Below are 17,875 nucleotides of genomic sequence, written 5' to 3'. Positions count from 1 at the left end.
TACAAGGTTGATAGGCTGCGTGTGTAAGTACCGTGAGGTATTCAGCTTGGCAGTACTAATAGGTCGAGGGCTTGACCATGAACTTTGGTTCAAGCAAATCTGCTTCTTTATTCAGTTTTGAGGGTGCGATATGCACCATTAGCTCAGTTGGTAGAGCACCTGACTCTTAATCAGGGTGTCCCGGGTTCGAATCCCTGATGGTGCACCAAAGCCCGAAAGGGTGCACACTCTCGAGCGGTGACGAACCCTAACCAATCGCCGAGAAAACGGCTCGTTGGTCAAGCGGTTAAGACACCGGCCTCTCACGCCGGTAACGCGGGTTCGATTCCCGCACGAGTCACCAAGAAAAAGAGAATATTAAGTATGTATGGCGATAAAGAACCATACAGAGTTGGTGTTGATGACGCTGAGGGTCCACCCGTTCCCATGCCGAACACGGAAGTTAAGCTCAGTAGTGCCGAAGATACTTGATTGGTGACGATCTGGAAAAATAGGAAGACGCCAACACAAGCGAAACACCCAATAGGGTGTTTTGCTGTTATTCCTCCATAGCTCAGTCGGTAGAGCGCATGACTGTTAATCATGATGTCACTGGTTCGAGCCCAGTTGGGGGAGCCATAAAGCAGTAAGTTTTTTGCTTACTGCTTTTTATTTTGCAAAAATTTGGAGATTATTTTTATATTGAAATTTGTAGTGTGGTTATGAATTTATATGCTGATAGAATTGCCACACTTAATACATATATAGAAGATAAACTGTTGTAAAGTGTTTGAACTTTTGGAGAGTACAAATGAAATATGTAAATAAAGAGAAACCGTTACATCAAAAAGTGACTTTATTTTGTTTGTAAAAAGAATATTATGAAAAGAGCATAAACAGCCAATTTCCGTTTTAGGAATTTTAGCCATTTATGCTCTTTATAGTAGCTTTTTTTATTACTGTCCGTATATTTCAAGGGCTTTATTCATAACCTGTGCGGCAACAGGCAAAGCTGTATAATATCCTGAATCACCATTTTCTATGATAACAGCGAATGCCAAAGGACAGCTTTCATCTCTACTAAAACCAGTTACCCAAGCATGAGCAGCTTCTCCTCCGCCGACTTCAGCAGTACCAGTCTTAGCACAGATTTCTCCATTAAAGCCACCACCATAATATTCATTTTCAACGGTGTATCTCATCATATCAGAAAGTGTTTTTGCATTTTGTTCGCTTAACATCTGAGTCCCTTTATTTCCACTTTGAGGAATATTTGGCAGACCAAACGGCAATGAAATTTGCTTTATAAGATATGGCATTATAGGTGTACCACCATTTGCAATACCTCCAGAGATAACAGCCATAGTCATAGGACTTGCAAGAGTTGTATATTGACCAACACCACTCCAGCCCAGCTGATTTTTATCAGCCTTAGAAACATCATAAACGCTTTTTGCAGTATCAATATCATTTATAGAAACGCTTTTGTTAAATCCCATTCTGTTGGCTTGTGTAGTCATTTTATCGGCACCAAGGTCAACAGCTAATTGTGCGAAATAGCAGTTACAAGAATGTGCAAGGGCTTGTTCAAAATTCTCCTCGCCGTGAGCCTCATAGCAGGTAATTTTATTTTCTCCGATAGTATCGCTGCCTGTGCAAGTATATGTGCGATTTTCAAGCTCGGATTTTGTCATATTTTCAAGAGCCGCTGCTGCGGTTACAAGCTTGAAAGTAGAGCCTGGTGGATATGTCGCCATAATACTTCTATCAACATAAACACCTTCGTATTCGTCATTACCCTCAATATCAGGAATGTTCTGAGGGTCATATGAAGGAGTGCTTACCTTTGCAACGATTTCACCTGTTTTATAATTATAGACGAATACCGCACCACGATTATTGCCCAATGCCTGATAAGCAGTTTTGCAAATCTCACTGTTTACAGTAAGCTGAATATTTCTACCAAGTGTTAAGCCGTCAGGAAGCCCCATACCAAAAATAAAACTATATCCTGAAAGTTGCGAGCGATAAACATTTTGTATAGAGCCACCGATATTTCTGCCCTCATCGCCGACAGTATGAAGTAAAGCACAACGAATATCTTCATTTGAATTATAATAGCGGTTTCCGTTCTCACTATAAGCAAGAATTTCACCATTTATATCTGTTATAGTTCCAGCCATACCCATTCCGTCCACGCCTATGTGTGCATTTTGAGGTTTTGAGGCCCAAAGGTCAGCGTGGATTATAAGATTAATTGAAAAATATATCATTCCACCGATAAAAGCCATAGCTAAAAGCCAGACAATCAGAGAACGATTGCGTATTTTCTTCATCATTTCACCGCCTTAGAATGAATCTTTTCTATATTTTTTATTACGCTATTATAGCATAATAAGCAGAAAAACTCAATATATATGCAAGTGATGAAGATTTGCATATATATTTTTGTTGCTTTTCGTTTTTTATATGGTATAATTTTATTAAATTTTTTGAAAAAGGAAGCGAAAATAATAATGCTAAGCTTAGATGATGTTAAGAAGATTGTAAAAGATTTGCCAGTAGATGAATATGATGTAAGCGATGATGTATCACTTGTAGTTTATCGCGTAGATAGCTTTGAATATAACGAACAGAAACAAGTAAATCGTCATATAGATATAGAGCTTATTTTTGGTGATAGATATGAAATTCATGAGGAAGAAAACCTTTTTGATTATATTCTTTCATTTTGTAAGGTAGAGAATGTAGAAGAAGACGAAATTCTTTATAGCAAATATCAGTAAAGCTATTTAGTGATAAAATAAAAATAATTCTTTACTTTTAAATGCTTGTATGATAATATTTAATTATATAAGTATTAAATAAAAGGTGAAAATTATGGTTTGGAGAAGGCTCGAACAAAAACAACTTGATATTTGGAAGCAGTCATATTGGTGGAATAATCTCAAAGAACACGCTTTATTTATTATGATAATGTTTTTGATAATTAAAGAATATGTACAGCTATTCCTTTGTGACTATAAGTATTATAAGTATAGCTTTCCAAAAAGGTATCCTACTTGGTGGCTGGAGGAGAGAATGCCTTTAGCAATTCTTTTTGCTATAATATTAATTTTTATTGTAGCAGATTTTATATTTAGGTTATATATAAAACGAAAAAACTTTCTTATGGGCGTTGATATAGGAATTATATTATACACAGATGAAAAGTACGGAAAATTTACCATAAGAATCCCCAAAAATCTCGACTGGCAGTTAGACACAAAGTCTTATGATTTAAATAATATAAATGAAGATAAGGTTGAGGAAAGTATTTTTAATAGGCGTGATTTTACTTATTATGATTACGAAACATATTTCTATCTATAAATAATTGATTTAAGGGTTTTAAGTTCATATCATTTTATAAATTTATCTGTGAGTGTTGAGAAATTCTTCTAAATATGGTATATTAGTTTTGTTATGCAAAGCTTTTTGCTTGTTTTATAATGAAAGGAACTTGAAATATGAAATTAGGAATTGTCGGTTTACCAAATGTCGGAAAAAGTACACTTTTTAATGCTATTACAAATGCAGGTGCTCAGTCTGCTAACTATCCTTTCTGCACAATAGAACCAAATGTTGGTGTTGTTGCAGTCCCAGACCCAAGGCTTGATAAGCTTGCAGAAATGTATCAGCCAGAAAAGTTTACACCAGCAACTATCGAGTTTGTTGATATTGCAGGACTTGTAAAGGGTGCATCTAAGGGCGAAGGTCTCGGAAATAAATTCCTCTCAAATATAAGGGAATGTGATGCTATCGTTCATGTTGTACGCTGCTTTGATAATGATGATATTATTCATGTTGATGGCTCAGTTGACCCTAAGCGTGATATAGATACGATTAATGTTGAGCTTATTCTTTCTGATATAGAAATGCTTGATAGAAGAATTGATAAAACTCAGAAGCTCCTCAAGGGCGATAAGAAGTATCAGACAGAGCTTGATTTCTTTAAGAGAGTAAAGGAAGCACTTGATGCAGGCAAATCTGCTCGTTCTGTTGAGTGTACAGAAGATGAGGCAGAGTTGCTCAAGAGTGTTGCATTGCTTACAAATAAGCCTATTATTTATGCAGCAAATGTTAGCGAAGACGATTTCGCAAAGGGCATAGAAAATAATAAGTATGTAAATAGTGTTAAGGAAGTTGCCGCAAGTGAACACGCAGCTGTTCTGCCAATTTGTGCAGAGAGTGAAGCAGAAATTTCAGATATGGACTACGAAGAAAAGGCAATGTTCCTTTCTGAAATGGGACTTGAAAGTTCAGGTCTTGACCGCCTTATTACAGAGTGTTATAGCTTGCTTGGACTTATTTCTTATCTCACAGCGGGTAAACCAGAAGTAAGAGCGTGGACAATTACAAAGGGTACAAAAGCACCACAGGCAGCAGGTAAGATTCATACCGACTTTGAGCGTGGCTTTATTCGTGCAGAAGTAGTTGCATTTGATGATTTAATGGCCTGTGGTTCTATGGCAGCCGCAAAGGAAAAGGGACTTGTTCGTTCAGAGGGTAAGGACTATGTTATGAAAGACGGTGATATAGTTCTTTTCCGATTCAATGTTTAATTGTTTTTCCATAATCAAATTTTATAGTTGAAAGGAGAATTTTAAAATGGCAGAAATTAAAGCATTTCGTGCATTGAGATTTGATACAGCTGTTGCTGGAAAAATTGATGAGCTTGTTTGCCCACCTTATGACATCATCAGTGAGGAACAGCGTCAGGCATACCTCAATGAGAACGAAAACAACATCATCAGACTTGAACTTCCAAGAGGTGAAAATCCTTATGCGGACGCACAAGCAACACTTAAAAAGTGGATTGATACAGGCGTTTTGAAACAAGATGAAAAGGATAGCATTTATATCTACGAAGAAGAATTTACAGCTTATGGTGTGAAAAATAAATTTAAGGGTTGTATTACTCGTGTTAAGCTGGAAGAATTTTCTAAGGGAATAGTTCTTCCACACGAAGAAACTCTTTCAAAGGCAAAGAAAGACCGTTTCGAGCTTATGAAAGCTACAAACTGCAATTTCAGTCAGATATATTCTCTTTATATGGACGAAAAACATACCATAAGAAACACACTTGATAGACTTTCCGCAGGTAAGCCTGAAATAGAATTGACAGATAATGATGGCGTCACTCATCGTCTTTGGATTGTAACAGATGAAGCAGAAATTTCTGCTATCTGCAAGGAGTTTGATGATAAAAAGCTCTATATTGCCGACGGTCATCATCGCTATGAAACTGCCCTTAATTATAGAAACTATTGTCATGAAAATAAAATTGGTGACGGTGGCGAAGATTATGTAATGATGATGCTTGTCGATATGGAACACGAAGGACTTGTTGTATTTCCAACACATAGAATAGTGCGTGATTTGGAAAGCTTTGATGCTGAAAAGGCAGAAAAGCTTTGCGAGGAATACTTTTATGTAGAAAAGAAACTATCATACGAAACTATTGAGAAAGACCTCCGTACTTTATATGATATGGGCAAGAAGGCTTACGGCTTTTATAGTGGTGGCAATGGTTATACATTGCTTACATTCAAAGATTCTGATGTTTTAGAAAAGCTTTTGCCAGATATGTTAAAGCCTGTTCGAGAGCTTGATGTTACAGTACTTCATTCTCTCATACTCGAAAAGCTTTTCGGTATAGATAAGGAAAATATGGCTAATCAAGTCAACCTTACATATACAAAGGACTTCAATGAGGCAATAGCAAGTGTTAAAAACGGCAAGGCTAACTGTGCTTTTATTTTGAATCCTACAAGAGTTACTGAAATCAGAGATGTAGCTGCCGCAGGCGGAAAGATGCCTCAGAAGTCTACATATTTTTATCCAAAGCTCATTACAGGTCTTGTAATGAATAAGCTTTTTTAAATGACCTTTATAGGTAAAAGACAAAAGCACTAAAAGAAAATAAATTAAAAAAGTAGAGTATATATGGCTAAAATCCTAAATGGATTCATTTAGAAATGAATTACAGCCCAATATACTCTACAATTTTTTATAGAAATTTAATTGCATAAAAAAACCGCTCTTGCCCGAAAGCAAGAGCGATTTTAATTAGTTAATCGTTAAGTACTCTTACGACTAAGGATTAGTCCTTAGAAGAAGCCTTCTTTGTCATAACAACAGCTGTGCCGAGGGAAGCAGCAACTACAGCAAGGAGAACCCATGCAGCAGATGTGTCGCCAGTAGCAACTGTCTTGTCGTCTGAAGATTCAGCAACAGACTCAGTCTTAGACTCTGTAGCTGATGGTTCTTCTTTCTTAGATTCTGTAGCTGATGGTTCTTCTTTCTTAGATTCTGTAGCTGATGGTTCTTCTTTCTTAGATTCTGTAGCTGATGGCTCTGCTGTCTTATAGTCAGTAGCTGCTACAACAACATTTGTGTTACCATTAGGATCTTCTATACCTTCGCCAGTAGCCTTATAAAGCTTGCCCCACTCGATAGCTGGGTTCTTAACTGTCTTAGAAGCATCTGTCTTAGAGACTGTTTCGCCACCGTCAATGTTCTGTGTCTGAACACCGTTATTACCGTTGTTGAAGATGATACCTGTTGGAACGCTATCAGCTGTCCATGTGTAAGAGTAAATGTTACCCTCAACATGAGTAGCTTCAGCACCTGGCCACTCGCCGTTTAAGTTGCCTGCGTCATTCCAAGCATGAACTGAAACTTTGCTGCCCCATACATCAAGGCCAATTTTTTCGAGAGTTGCATCGTCTGGAATCTCGAAGTAAACTGTGTAATCGTCTGCTGCAGATGTGCTAACTGCACCAACAACAAACATAGAAGCTACAAGAGCTGCTGCGAAAATGACACTAAGAATCTTTTTCATTTTGGATTTCCTCCTAAATTAAATAAAAATAAATTTTTTAAACCTCACTTAAGAGATTCATTGCACTTATTATACTATGTAATATTCAAAAAATCAAGAGAAAAACGAAAAAAAATCTAACGTATTAAAATAAAAACCACCAAATTATTTAAAATAAATTATACATAATGTATAAAATTTTAATGTTTTTTCTAATATAGAATTCAGAATAGCTTGACTAACTTAAAATGAAAAATATAATTATTTATTTAATAATTTGGTATTCAGTGATGTATAAAAATATCTTTTTCAAAAAAATCGAAAAAATGCTTGACAAATTTGAAAGCATAGGTTATAATAATCAAGCATTAAGAGATGCGGATGTAGCTCATCCGGTAGAGCGCCACCTTGCCAAGGTGGAGGTAGCGAGTTCGAGCCTCGTCATCCGCTCCAACGCTCCAAAAAGAAAGCATTCGCCTTGCGAGTGCTTTTTCTTTTTGCCGTAAAAATACGACAAATCTCTTTATCGATTTTTATAAATACATTAATTGTGTACAGTTATGTGAACTATTTTTAAGATTGGAGTGGATTTCTTGGATAAGCAAAATCTTTTGGACGGTGTCAAAACTATACATTTTATAGGTATCGGTGGCTCAGGTATGTGTCCTTTGGCAGAGATACTTTTTAATGAAGGCTATAAAATTACGGGTTCCGATATGGCAGAATCTGATACATTAGAGCGTATTCGTTCTTATGGAATTCCTGTTACTATGGGGCATTATCCGGAAAATGTTGAGGGTGCTGACCTTATAGTTTATACTGCTGCTGTTAAGCTTGATAACCCTGAGCTTGTAGCCGCAAAACATCTTGGAATCCCTGCTGTTGAACGCTGTATTATGCTTGGTGAGGTAACAAGAAAGTATAATCGTTCAATTGCTGTTTCTGGTACTCATGGAAAAACAACAACAACTTCTATGCTTACTCAGCTTTTGACTATGGCTGATTATGACCCTACCGCAATTATCGGTGGCAAGCTTCCTTTCTTAGGGAGCAACAGCAGAATTGGTAAGAGTGATATTATTGTTTGTGAGGCTTGTGAGTATGTAGATACTTTCTTACATCTTAATCCTGCAATTTCTATTATTCTTAATATTGATGAAGACCACCTCGATTATTTCGGAACTCTTGACCGAATCATTGAATCCTTCCATAAGTTTGCACAGCAGACAACTTCACTTCTTATAGTGAATGGTGATGATGCAAATACACTCAAAGCTATTAAAGACATTGAGTGTCGTGCAATAACCTTTGGCTTTGGTGAGAAGAATGATTATCGTGCAGTTATCACCAATGAAGGCGTTATGGACGAATTTGATATTATCAAGGGCAATATAAAGCTTACAACTGTTAAGCTTAAGGTTCCTGGCAAACACAATGTAATGAATGCTCTTGCGGCGGCGGTTGCCTGCTTTGAGCTTGGTGTTTCAGCTCGTGATATTGCAAATGGTCTTGGTGAATTTACAGGTGCTCACAGACGCTTTGAAATTCTCGGAACAGAGGGCGGAATCACTGTTGCTGATGACTTTGCACATCACCCGACAGAGCTTCGTGCAACTCTCACTGCCGCTATGGAAATGGGCTATAAAAATGTTTGGGCTGTATTTCAGCCACATACATATTCAAGAACTGCTATGCTTCTTGATGATTTTGCGGACGCACTTTCAATACCTGACCATACAGTTCTTTCTGAGATACTTGCTGTTCGTGAAACAAATACATATAATATCTACTCTAAAGACTTAGCTGATAAAATCAAGGGCTGTGTATGGTTTGAAACCTTTGAGGAAATCACAGACTTTGTTGTGAACAGCGTTAAGCCTGGAGATTTAATTATCACTCTTGGCGGTGGTAATGTATATATGTGTGCAAATATGATTTATGATAGACTCAAGCAGAAATACGCTGAGTAATTAGGTGAATTTATGGCTATTGAAATTATAATTAAAAATAAATCCGCTAAAAAAGAATTGCCATCTATTGATGTGCTTACAGGTGGTAAATTCAAATATGGTTCTTTCGATGGTGTTCGACTCAATATGGAACAAAAAGGTCCTGATGGCAGCATAAGTATGTTTAATCCAGAAAGAATCGGCAGGGGTATGAGCGTAGGCTTTGGCGATAATGAGATAAGCTTATTTTTGCCACTCCCTTCATCTGCTGAAGAAATTGCTGATTTCTATGCTACGGCTGCTCGTGTGGCTGATTTCTGGAACAAAGAAGTCGAGGTAAGTCAGGGTGGAGAAATATTCGACCCATATAATTCAAGCAAGCTTGCAGAAGCTGCAAAAGCAAGCTCTATTGAATCAATAAAAGAGATAACAAGTGGAAAATTCCAAAAGCCGATTTTGTTTTGTGCAAGATGGGCATTATACCTTGGTGAGGGTGATTTAAAATTTCTCAAAGAAGGAAATCCTTTAGAAGCGTTTAGCGAATATATGCACAGAATGCAGAATATTGACGCATATTATGCTCGCCCTAATATTATGACAACAAAACGCCGTGATTGTGTTTTTGGAATGTATGTTTTCACAGAAGGTGTTGTAAGTATAGTTCCTGCCATACCAAGATGCCCATTTGGATTTAAGAACGCAAAAACAGGCAGACCTATTGAAATTGAAGATTGGTATATCAGCATCTACTCGCACGATGAAGAAAGTGTTCTCGGACATCTTATGTATGATGATTTTCTCAAGGCATTGAAAAAAGAGGATTATCTACATTATGATGCACAGAATATCTTGTTAAAGGGCTTAACAAGAGAAAGAATTGATTTTATGCTAAAGAAGTTTGGTACACTTCCGCCAAACTAAAAATTAAACAAAATGTTTATAGAGTATATTTGTTCTCGGATTTCCATTTTAATGGTTTTAGGGCAAATATGCTCTATTTTTTTGAAAATCGTTTAAAATATTGTATTTAATGCAACCTTTGTAAAATTTTGTTGTCTATATAGGTGAAGAGGCTCTTCTATAATTCAAGTGAGGTGAGAAAATGAATGATAAGCAAATAGTTGAGTTATATATGGAACGTTCCGAAAAGGCTGTCAACGAAACCTACAATAAATATTCAGCGTACTGTAATAGCATTTCATTTTCTATTCTGCAAAATTCAGAAGATGCAGAGGAGTGTGTCAATGATACATTTCAAAAAGCGTGGGAATCTATTCCGCCGAGTGAACCGAATAACCTAAAAGCATTCTTAGGTAAAATAGCAAGAAACATATCACTGAATAGATTAAAACATAATAATACCCAAAAAAGAGGTGCCGGGCAAATAGATGTACTTCTTTCAGAGCTTGAGGAATGTATTTCAGATAGCTTCAGTGTAGAAAATGAAATTTATAGCAAACAGCTTTCACAGTCAATAAACGCTTTTTTAGAGAGCTTGACATCAGAAAAGAGAAAAATTTTTGTAAGCAGATACTGGTACACCCGTTCTATAAAGGAAATTTCAGAACAATATGATATTAGTGAAGAAAAGATTAAATCTATACTTTTTCGTTTGAGAAAACAGTTGAAGAGCCACTTAGAGAAAGAAGGTATTATTTATGAAAAGTGAAGATTTATTGAAAGCCATAGGTAATATTGATGATAAATTTATCGAGGAGGCTGCTCCTAAGATAAATGCAGTTAATGAAACCAACGCAGCAGAATCAAATGATAGTGCGAAAACTGATGATAAAAAACTTGTTGAGATTGTTAAGGTTAAGCCAAGAAATACATTCAGAATAGTTGCATCTATTGCGGCTTGTGTGTGTTTTGCTGCGGCTGTAAGCTTTGCTATAATCGGCTCAACAAAGTTCAGACCACAGGTAGGTGATAATGGTTCATGCTCGTCAGACAGTGTATGTGCCAAAGGAAATAACAATAAAGAGGAAATATATAATTCATTAGAAAGTAAATATGATTTTGAGAATTCCAAAAATACTTCTTCAAGTACAGCAGCAAGTGATTCTCAAAATTCCAAGAATAATACTTCAAGTGTAGAAGCAAGCAGTTCTGAAAGTTCTAATTCAGCAAAACTATCTAACACAGATATTCCAGATAATTATTTCTGTGCGGGTTCTAAGAAAATCACTTCATCTGATGTGAAAGCAATTAAAGCAGGTATGACCTATAAGGAAATTATCAATCAGCTTGGTGAAACTGCAAACTTTGGACAAGGAAATATTCGTCAATATATAGTAGACGATAAATTGGTATTACCATTGAGATTTGATAGCTTGTCAGATGTTTGCAAAAAAACAGGCGAGGAACTTTTAAAGCAAGCTATTCCATATAAAGTGCCTGAACGCATAAAGGATAAGCTGAATGACAGCGTATACGCAATAGTTACAGCTGATAAGTTTATAAGCTGTATTAATGGTGAGCCAGATAACTGCTGTACAATTGATTTATCTGATGCAGAGATTAAGTTTGAAAATGGAAAAACTGCTACTGCTGCTGATATTAAACCTATGTCCAGTGTGCTTATCAGCTATGATATGGTTGCGGAATCATATCCAGGAAGTATGCACTGCTTAAAGGTAACTATTCTCGATAGCAACTCATAAAAACATCTAAAAGTCTTTTATTAAAATAACTAAATAAGGAACGGCTCATACCATTCTGTTGAACATTGACGAATATTATGCTATTATTATTGCAAAATAATGTTCAGAGAGGTTTTTGGTATGAGCTATTCCTTTTTTTCTACGCTTTCACGCCTTAAATACATAAATCGTTGGGGTTTGATGAATAATACAAGAAACGAAAACCTTAGCGAACATAGCCTTGAAGTAGCATTTATTGCTCATGCACTTTGTATAATTAAGAATAAGCGTTTCGGCGGAAGCATTGATGCAGATAAAGTGGCAGTTTATGCAATGTTTCACGATTGCACAGAGATTATTACAGGCGACTTGCCAACACCGATAAAATACTCAAGCAAAAAACTGCGTGAGGCATATAAGGCTGTTGAGGAAGAAGCTGGAGAAAGACTTTTATCAACTCTCCCAGATGATTTGAGAGAAGAATATGAAAAATATTTTGTAGTACAAGACGGCGATGAAGAAATATGGAAAATCGTAAAATCAGCAGATAGATTGTCAGCATTGATAAAATGTATTGATGAACGCCGAATGGGCAATATGGAATTTTGCAAGGCAGAGGAAAGCACAAGGAAAATAATAGAAGAAAATATGACACCTGAGCTTGCAGAATTTATCAAAGAATTTATGCCATCATATGGAATGACACTCGATGAGCAAATTAAAAAATATAATGAATAAACCGACAATAATATAAGTTTTTAGGATTTATTATATTTCTCATTGACGGTAGAAAATTTATAATAGGAAATTTTCTGTTAATATCGCCGATTTTTGCGGATTTCGTTGAATTTTGCCGATATATAAGCTATAATGACAAGAATGGAAAGGTATTTAAACATCTTATCCTATGTGCTTATGCGCTGCAATATTAGAAAGGTTGTGATGAATTTATGCAAGATAATCACAAGAATGATGACTTTGAGGATATTTTCTCTGATTCGTCATATTCAAGCTATGATGATATAGACAATTTTCCGGTTGAGGTAAGAAGTCGTCCCTCAAGCAATGCCCAAAAGAAAAATAAATCTCAAAAATTCAAGAAAATGTGGATTGCTAATATTGCAATCTGTCTTGTTTCAGTTATATTTATATTAGGTGGTTCGGCGTGTATATATGCTTATAGCTCAATAAGCCGTATAAACTATAATAAACTGCCAGAGAATAGTTCAAGCTCAAGCAAAAGTTCAAGCTCATCAAAGGCAGAAAGCAGTACAACATCGTATAATATGGGGACTATTCCCGATACCTTAAAATCTGATAATGATGTTCTTAATATTATGCTTTTTGGTGCAGATAAAAAAGTTGAAGGCGAAGCTTATGGTCGTTCAGACTCTATGATTTTGCTTTCTATCAACAATAGAACAGGTGACATAGTTATGACATCGTTTTTGCGTGATTTGTGGGTTGAAATTCCAGGATATTTTCCTCATAGACTTAATACCTCGTATGCACTCGGCGGAGCGGAGCTTGCAATAGAAACTATCGAATATAATTTCGGCGTAGATGTAGACAGATATGCGATAGTTGATTTTGATAGCTTTACAAATATTATAGATACTCTCGGCGGTATAGACCTTGAGCTTACTGACGAGGAAATCGACTATATAAACTGGCAGTGCTGGAAGAACAATCAGGTTCAGACAAGACACGAAATTACTGCAAAGGCCGGTGTAGTTCATCTTAACGGACGACAGGCTCTTTGGTATTCAAGAGATAGAGATAGTGCTGGTTCTGACTGGGATAGAACAAACCGTCAGAGAATCGTTCTCAATACAATTATGAAGGATTTGAAGAAGTCTAACCTTGCACAGATTATGAGTATCATATATCAAGTAGGACCTATGATTGAAACAGACCTTGACAAGGGCGAAATTGTTTATCTTGCTCAGAATGCTTTGAACTATCTTAATTATGATGTTACCGCATTGAGTGTACCTGATTTATCAGGCGGAAATTTCTCTTGCCCAAAAATTGACGGAATGGATGTTGTTACAATCAACGATTGGGACGCAGAGAGAGCAAGAATCCAGATGGCTATTTTCGGAAGCTCAGATTGTGAAGTTTCAAACAATTCATCAGAAGAAACAACTACTGACGAACAATACAACAATGCAGCTTAAATATTAAAAAAGAATCTCCTATGCTTACAGCTTTAGTAAGCGTAGGAGATTTTTCTTGTTTAAAATGCCAATATCAAGTTAAATTTATAACAACCCAGTCGGGTGCTTCTTAAACAGCGGCATTAAAATTCAAAATACTTTATTTAAATGATATTACATAAATCCTGAAAAAATGCAAAAAAATAAGGAAACTTTGCAAAAATACTTGACAATAGCTTCCCACGGATTTATAATAATATACTGCACCATAATAGATAAATATTCCCTTTTCGTGTGCTTGACTACAAGATATTATCACATATTCGACAAAAAATCAAGTCTAATTTTTCAAAAATTTTTCTTTATGACTTTGCCGAATATATAAAGGGAAAGTTAAAGACGGTTAAATGATGAATGGAGTGATTGGCCAAATGGTAAATGTCAAACCTGTGCGTCTCGGTAATACCGAGAGAATGAGCTTTGCCCGTATTGACGAAGTTATTGATATGCCTAATCTCATCGAGATTCAGAAAAATTCATATCAATGGTTCCTTGATGAGGGTTTGCGTGAGGTTTTCAGAGATGTTTCTGGTATTTCTGATTATACAGGTAATCTTACGCTCGATTTTGTTGATTATGAGCTTGATACCGAGCACCCCAATTATAGTGTTGAAGAGTGTAAGGAGAGAGATGCAACTCATTCCGCACCACTTCGTGTAACTGCGAGATTACACAATAAAGAAACAGATGAGGTTAAGGAAAGCCAAGTATTTATGGGCGATTTTCCTCTTATGACACCAAGCGGCACATTTGTTATCAATGGTGCTGAGCGTGTTATTGTTTCACAGCTTGTCAGATCTCCTGGCGTTTACTATAAGATGGAATATGATAAAACAGGTAAGCAGCTTTTCAGCTCAACAGTTATCCCTAATAGAGGCGCATGGCTTGAGTATGAAAACGATGTCAACGATGTTTTCTATGTTCGTATTGATAAGAACAGAAAGCTCCCTGTTACAACATTTATCAGAGCTTTAGGTCTTAGCTCCGACACAGATATTATAGATTATTTCGGTGCTGACGAAAGAATCCTTGCAACAATCGAAAAGGATTCATGCAGCAATACCGAAGAGGCTCTCAAGGAAGTTTATAGAAAGCTTCGTCCAAGTGAGCCACCAACAGTAGAAAGTGCTCAGGCACATATCAATGCACTTTTCTTCGACCCAAGAAGATATGATATGTCAAGAGTAGGTCGTTATAAATATAACAAAAAGCTTGGCATAGCAAATAGAATTGCAAATCAAAAGGTTGCAGAGCCTATCGCAAACCCACTCACAGGTGAGGTTATGGCAGAGGCAGGTCAGGTTATCTCTCCTGCTCTTGCAAGAGAAATCGAAGATGCAGGTGTAAATATTGCTTTCGTTGAGCATATCGAGGGCAAAATCGTTAAGGTTATATCCAATGCAATGGTTGATATTTCCAAGTTTGTTGATTTCGATGCAAAAGAAGAATGTGATATTAAAGAGCGTGTTCGTTTTGCTGTTCTCAGCGAAATTCTTGGCGAGTGCGATAATGACGAAGAACTTAAAAAGGAAATCTGCCGCAGAAGAGATGACCTCGTTCCAAAGCACATTATCATTGATGATATTTTTGCAAGTATCAACTATATGAACTGTCTTGCAAACGGCATTGGTAATACTGATGATATCGACCACCTTGGCAATCGTCGTATCCGTTCTGTTGGCGAGCTTCTTCAAAATCAGTTCAGAATAGGTTTCTCCCGTCTTGAAAGAGTTATTCGTGAGAGAATGACACTTCAGGCTCAGGACCTTGAAAATATGTCCCCTAATGCGCTTATCAATATTCGTCCTGTAACAGCTGCAATCAAGGAATTCTTTGGTTCATCACCACTTTCACAATTCATGGATCAGAATAACCCTCTTGCAGAGCTTACACATAAGAGAAGACTTTCAGCTCTTGGTCCTGGTGGTCTTTCAAGAGATAGAGCAGGATTTGAAGTTCGAGATGTTCATTACAGCCACTATGGTCGTATGTGTCCTATCGAAACTCCTGAAGGTCCTAACATCGGTCTTATCTCATATCTTGCAACCTTTGCAAAGATTAACGAATATGGCTTGATAGAAGCACCTTTCCGTAAGGTTGATAAGGATAAGGGCGTTGTTACAAATGAAGTTGTCTATATGACAGCTGATGTTGAGGATAACTATATTGTTGCACAGGCTAACGAACCACTCGATGAAGAAGGACACTTCATTCACGAGAAAATCAACGGTAGATGCAGAGATGAATTCGTTGAAGTTGAGCGTGATAAAGCTGACTATATGGACGTATCTCCAAGAATGGTTGTTTCTGTTGCTACTGCAATGATTCCGTTCCTCGAAAACGATGACGCAAACCGTGCTTTGATGGGTTCTAACATGCAGCGACAGGCTGTTCCGCTTCTCGTAACAGAGTCACCTATCGTTGGTACAGGTATGGAATATAAAGCAGGTGTTGACTCAGGCGTTTGTATCCTTGCTTCCGAAGATGGTGTTGTTGAGAGTGTAAGTGCTGACCAAATCAAGATGAGATATGATTCAGGCAAGACTGAAACTTTCCACATTATTAAGTTTACACGCTCAAACCAGGATACATGTATCAACCAGATTCCAATAGTTAACAGAGGTCAGCGTGTTAAGAAGGGCGAAGTTCTTGCTGATGGTCCTTCAACAAATAACGGTGAAATCAGTCTTGGTAAGAATGCTCTTATCGGATTTATGACTTGGGAAGGTTATAACTACGAAGATGCTGTTCTTATCAGTGAAAAGATAGTTCGTGATGATGTTTATACATCAATTCATATAGAAGAATACGAAACAGAGGCTCGTGACACTAAGCTTGGTGCTGAGGAAATTACAAGAGATATTCCTAATGTCGGCGACGATATGCTTAAAGACCTCGACGAGCGTGGCATTATCCATATCGGTGCAGAGGTTCACACAGGCGATATTCTTGTCGGTAAGGTTACACCAAAGGGTGAAACAGAGCTTACAGCAGAAGAAAGACTTCTCAGAGCAATCTTCGGTGAGAAGGCTCGTGAGGTCAGAGATACTTCACTTAGAGTTCCTCATGGTGAATATGGTATCGTTGTCGATGTTAAGGTATTCACAAGAGAAAATAGTAAAGATGAGCTTCAGCCGGGTGTAAATCAGGTTGTCAGATGCTATATCGCACAGAAGAGAAAGATTTCTGTCGGTGATAAAATGGCTGGTCGTCATGGTAACAAGGGTGTTGTTTCCAGAATACTCCCTGTTGAAGATATGCCATTCCTCCCAGATGGTACTCCGCTCGATATAGTTCTTAACCCATTGGGCGTTCCTTCTCGTATGAATATCGGTCAGGTTCTTGAGGTTCACCTCGGTTATGCCGCTAAGGCACTTGGCTGGAAGATTATGACGCCTGTCTTTGACGGTGCTCACGAAGATGACATCTTTGATATTTATAAGGATATAGAGAAAAAGGCGAAGGCAGGAGAATTGCCGCCGCCTGAAAATCCAAGCAAGATTGACTTTACAGAATGCTTCAAAAAGGACGGCATTATTACTAACGAGTGTAAGACAAGAATGCGTGACGGCAGAACTGGCGAGTGGTTCGATAATCCTGTTACAGTCGGTTATATGTACTACCTCAAGCTTCATCACCTTGTTGATGATAAGATTCATGCTCGTTCTACTGGTCCATACTCACTTGTTACTCAGCAGCCTTTGGGTGGTAAAGCTCAATTCGGCGGACAGAGATTCGGTGAAATGGAAGTTTGGGCACTTGAGGCTTATGGCGCTGCCTATACACTTCAGGAAATCCTCACAGTTAAGTCTGATGATGTTGTCGGTCGTGTTAAAACTTATGAGGCTATTGTTAAGGGACAGAACATTCCTACACCTGGTATTCCTGAATCATTTAAGGTTCTTATTAAGGAACTCCAGTCACTTGCTCTTGATGTTAAGGTTCTCGATAAGGATAATAACGAAATCGACCTCAGACAAAACTTTGACGAAGATGATGATGTTGGTCTGAACGCTGATTCCGACTCCGAATTTAACGAGAAAAATGTTATGACCACTATGGATGGCTATATGCTCGATGGTGATGATGAGGACGAGGACAATATGTTTGACGAAAGAGGAATCGTAAACGACAAGGACGATGCCGACGAAGATATGTTCGGAGAGGATTCCGACTATGAGGGCGGCGACTTCTTCGGCAATTCCGATGATGATAAATAAT

13 protein-coding genes, 4 tRNA genes and 2 rRNA genes are annotated in these 17,875 nt (G+C 37.4%); 17 read left to right on the top strand and 2 right to left on the bottom strand.

Annotated elements, in window-relative coordinates; translation table 11 throughout:
* From C9914_RS02970 to C9914_RS02950, 5 genes are all read left to right on the top strand, one after another.
* Nucleotides 1–79, top strand: a 23S ribosomal RNA gene (locus C9914_RS02970); the annotation flags it as partial.
* 53 nt (nucleotides 80–132) lie between these two features.
* Nucleotides 133–208: transfer RNA gene (locus C9914_RS02965), tRNA-Lys, on the top strand.
* Nucleotides 209–268: 60 nt separating this feature from the next.
* Nucleotides 269–343: transfer RNA gene (locus C9914_RS02960), tRNA-Glu, on the top strand.
* Nucleotides 344–390: 47 nt separating this feature from the next.
* A 5S ribosomal RNA gene (gene rrf, locus C9914_RS02955) occupies nucleotides 391–507 on the top strand.
* 35 nt (nucleotides 508–542) lie between these two features.
* Nucleotides 543–618 (top strand) — tRNA-Asn (locus C9914_RS02950).
* Between the two features lie 317 nt (nucleotides 619–935).
* Here C9914_RS02950 and C9914_RS02945 read toward each other — a convergent pair.
* On the bottom strand, nucleotides 936–2,318 hold the full coding sequence (locus tag C9914_RS02945; RefSeq protein ID WP_106763232.1) for a penicillin-binding transpeptidase domain-containing protein: 1,383 nt from the start codon (nucleotides 2,316–2,318) through the stop codon (nucleotides 936–938).
* A 177-nt stretch (nucleotides 2,319–2,495) separates the two neighbouring features.
* On the opposite strand from C9914_RS02945, the gene C9914_RS02940 reads away from it, so the two are divergent.
* The 4 genes from C9914_RS02940 (at nucleotide 2,496) to C9914_RS02925 (ending at nucleotide 5,904) form a co-directional block, all read left to right on the top strand.
* Nucleotides 2,496–2,765: a hypothetical protein gene (locus C9914_RS02940; protein WP_022265317.1), complete on the top strand. Its 270-nt coding sequence runs from the start codon at nucleotides 2,496–2,498 to the stop codon at nucleotides 2,763–2,765.
* A gap of 94 nt (nucleotides 2,766–2,859) precedes the next feature.
* A complete protein-coding gene (locus C9914_RS02935; RefSeq protein ID WP_106763230.1) occupies nucleotides 2,860–3,351 on the top strand; it encodes a hypothetical protein in 492 nt (163 codons plus the stop codon).
* Nucleotides 3,352–3,488: 137 nt separating this feature from the next.
* The gene (gene ychF / locus C9914_RS02930; RefSeq protein ID WP_022265315.1) at nucleotides 3,489–4,583 is read left to right on the top strand and encodes a redox-regulated ATPase YchF; all 1,095 of its coding nucleotides are present in this window, start codon (nucleotides 3,489–3,491) and stop codon (nucleotides 4,581–4,583) included.
* Between the two features lie 46 nt (nucleotides 4,584–4,629).
* Nucleotides 4,630–5,904 (top strand): DUF1015 domain-containing protein, encoded by a 1,275-nt coding sequence (locus C9914_RS02925; RefSeq protein WP_106763228.1) that lies wholly within the window; start codon nucleotides 4,630–4,632, stop codon nucleotides 5,902–5,904.
* A gap of 220 nt (nucleotides 5,905–6,124) precedes the next feature.
* Here C9914_RS02925 and C9914_RS02920 read toward each other — a convergent pair whose 3' ends face one another.
* Nucleotides 6,125–6,865 carry a starch-binding protein gene (locus C9914_RS02920; RefSeq protein WP_106763226.1) on the bottom strand — a complete coding sequence of 247 codons (741 nt, stop codon included), beginning with the start codon at nucleotides 6,863–6,865 and terminating at the stop codon, nucleotides 6,125–6,127.
* Nucleotides 6,866–7,221: 356 nt separating this feature from the next.
* On the opposite strand from C9914_RS02920, the gene C9914_RS02915 reads away from it, so the two are divergent.
* From C9914_RS02915 to rpoB, 8 genes are all read left to right on the top strand, one after another.
* Nucleotides 7,222–7,297 (top strand) — tRNA-Gly (locus C9914_RS02915).
* Between the two features lie 140 nt (nucleotides 7,298–7,437).
* Nucleotides 7,438–8,814 carry a UDP-N-acetylmuramate--L-alanine ligase gene (gene murC, locus C9914_RS02910; protein ID WP_106763224.1) on the top strand — a complete coding sequence of 459 codons (1,377 nt, stop codon included), beginning with the start codon at nucleotides 7,438–7,440 and terminating at the stop codon, nucleotides 8,812–8,814.
* A 12-nt stretch (nucleotides 8,815–8,826) separates the two neighbouring features.
* Nucleotides 8,827–9,714: a DUF4299 family protein gene (locus C9914_RS02905; protein ID WP_022265311.1), complete on the top strand. Its 888-nt coding sequence runs from the start codon at nucleotides 8,827–8,829 to the stop codon at nucleotides 9,712–9,714.
* Nucleotides 9,715–9,895: 181 nt separating this feature from the next.
* On the top strand, nucleotides 9,896–10,462 hold the full coding sequence (locus C9914_RS02900; RefSeq protein WP_022265310.1) for an RNA polymerase sigma factor: 567 nt from the start codon (nucleotides 9,896–9,898) through the stop codon (nucleotides 10,460–10,462).
* Nucleotides 10,452–11,456, top strand: a complete 1,005-nt coding sequence (locus C9914_RS02895; protein WP_106763222.1) for a hypothetical protein — start codon at nucleotides 10,452–10,454, stop codon at nucleotides 11,454–11,456. The genes C9914_RS02900 and C9914_RS02895 overlap by 11 nt, the downstream gene beginning before the upstream one ends.
* A 120-nt stretch (nucleotides 11,457–11,576) precedes the next feature.
* The gene (gene yfbR / locus C9914_RS02890; RefSeq protein ID WP_106763220.1) at nucleotides 11,577–12,173 is read left to right on the top strand and encodes a 5'-deoxynucleotidase; all 597 of its coding nucleotides are present in this window, start codon (nucleotides 11,577–11,579) and stop codon (nucleotides 12,171–12,173) included.
* A gap of 212 nt (nucleotides 12,174–12,385) precedes the next feature.
* On the top strand, nucleotides 12,386–13,615 hold the full coding sequence (locus C9914_RS02885; RefSeq protein WP_106763218.1) for an LCP family protein: 1,230 nt from the start codon (nucleotides 12,386–12,388) through the stop codon (nucleotides 13,613–13,615).
* Nucleotides 13,616–14,025: 410 nt separating this feature from the next.
* Nucleotides 14,026–17,874, top strand: coding sequence for a DNA-directed RNA polymerase subunit beta (rpoB, locus tag C9914_RS02880; RefSeq protein ID WP_106763216.1), 3,849 nt, complete (start codon nucleotides 14,026–14,028; stop codon nucleotides 17,872–17,874).
* Nucleotide 17,875 lies beyond the last annotated feature (1 nt).

Source organism: Pseudoruminococcus massiliensis, assembly GCF_900291955.1.
GTDB classification, from domain to species: Bacteria; Bacillota; Clostridia; order Oscillospirales; family Acutalibacteraceae; genus Pseudoruminococcus; species Pseudoruminococcus massiliensis.
The sequence above is the reverse complement of the archived record's forward strand: the minus strand, read 5'-3'. Positions and strand labels throughout refer to the sequence as shown.

Bases quoted from the DNA above. Each gene is read 5' to 3' on its own strand.
- C9914_RS02900 (WP_022265310.1), top strand. From the start codon at position 9,896: ATGAATGATAAGCAAATAGTTGAGTTATATATGGAACGTTCCGAAAAG.
- C9914_RS02905 (WP_022265311.1), top strand. From the start codon at position 8,827: ATGGCTATTGAAATTATAATTAAAAATAAATCCGCTAAAAAAGAATTG.
- C9914_RS02895 (WP_106763222.1), top strand. From the start codon at position 10,452: ATGAAAAGTGAAGATTTATTGAAAGCCATAGGTAATATTGATGATAAA.
- yfbR (WP_106763220.1), top strand. From the start codon at position 11,577: ATGAGCTATTCCTTTTTTTCTACGCTTTCACGCCTTAAATACATAAAT.
- C9914_RS02935 (WP_106763230.1), top strand. From the start codon at position 2,860: ATGGTTTGGAGAAGGCTCGAACAAAAACAACTTGATATTTGGAAGCAG.
- rpoB (WP_106763216.1), top strand. From the start codon at position 14,026: ATGGTAAATGTCAAACCTGTGCGTCTCGGTAATACCGAGAGAATGAGC.
- ychF (WP_022265315.1), top strand. From the start codon at position 3,489: ATGAAATTAGGAATTGTCGGTTTACCAAATGTCGGAAAAAGTACACTT.
- C9914_RS02885 (WP_106763218.1), top strand. From the start codon at position 12,386: ATGCAAGATAATCACAAGAATGATGACTTTGAGGATATTTTCTCTGAT.
- C9914_RS02920 (WP_106763226.1), bottom strand. From the start codon at position 6,865: ATGAAAAAGATTCTTAGTGTCATTTTCGCAGCAGCTCTTGTAGCTTCT.
- C9914_RS02940 (WP_022265317.1), top strand. From the start codon at position 2,496: ATGCTAAGCTTAGATGATGTTAAGAAGATTGTAAAAGATTTGCCAGTA.
- C9914_RS02945 (WP_106763232.1), bottom strand. From the start codon at position 2,318: ATGATGAAGAAAATACGCAATCGTTCTCTGATTGTCTGGCTTTTAGCT.
- C9914_RS02925 (WP_106763228.1), top strand. From the start codon at position 4,630: ATGGCAGAAATTAAAGCATTTCGTGCATTGAGATTTGATACAGCTGTT.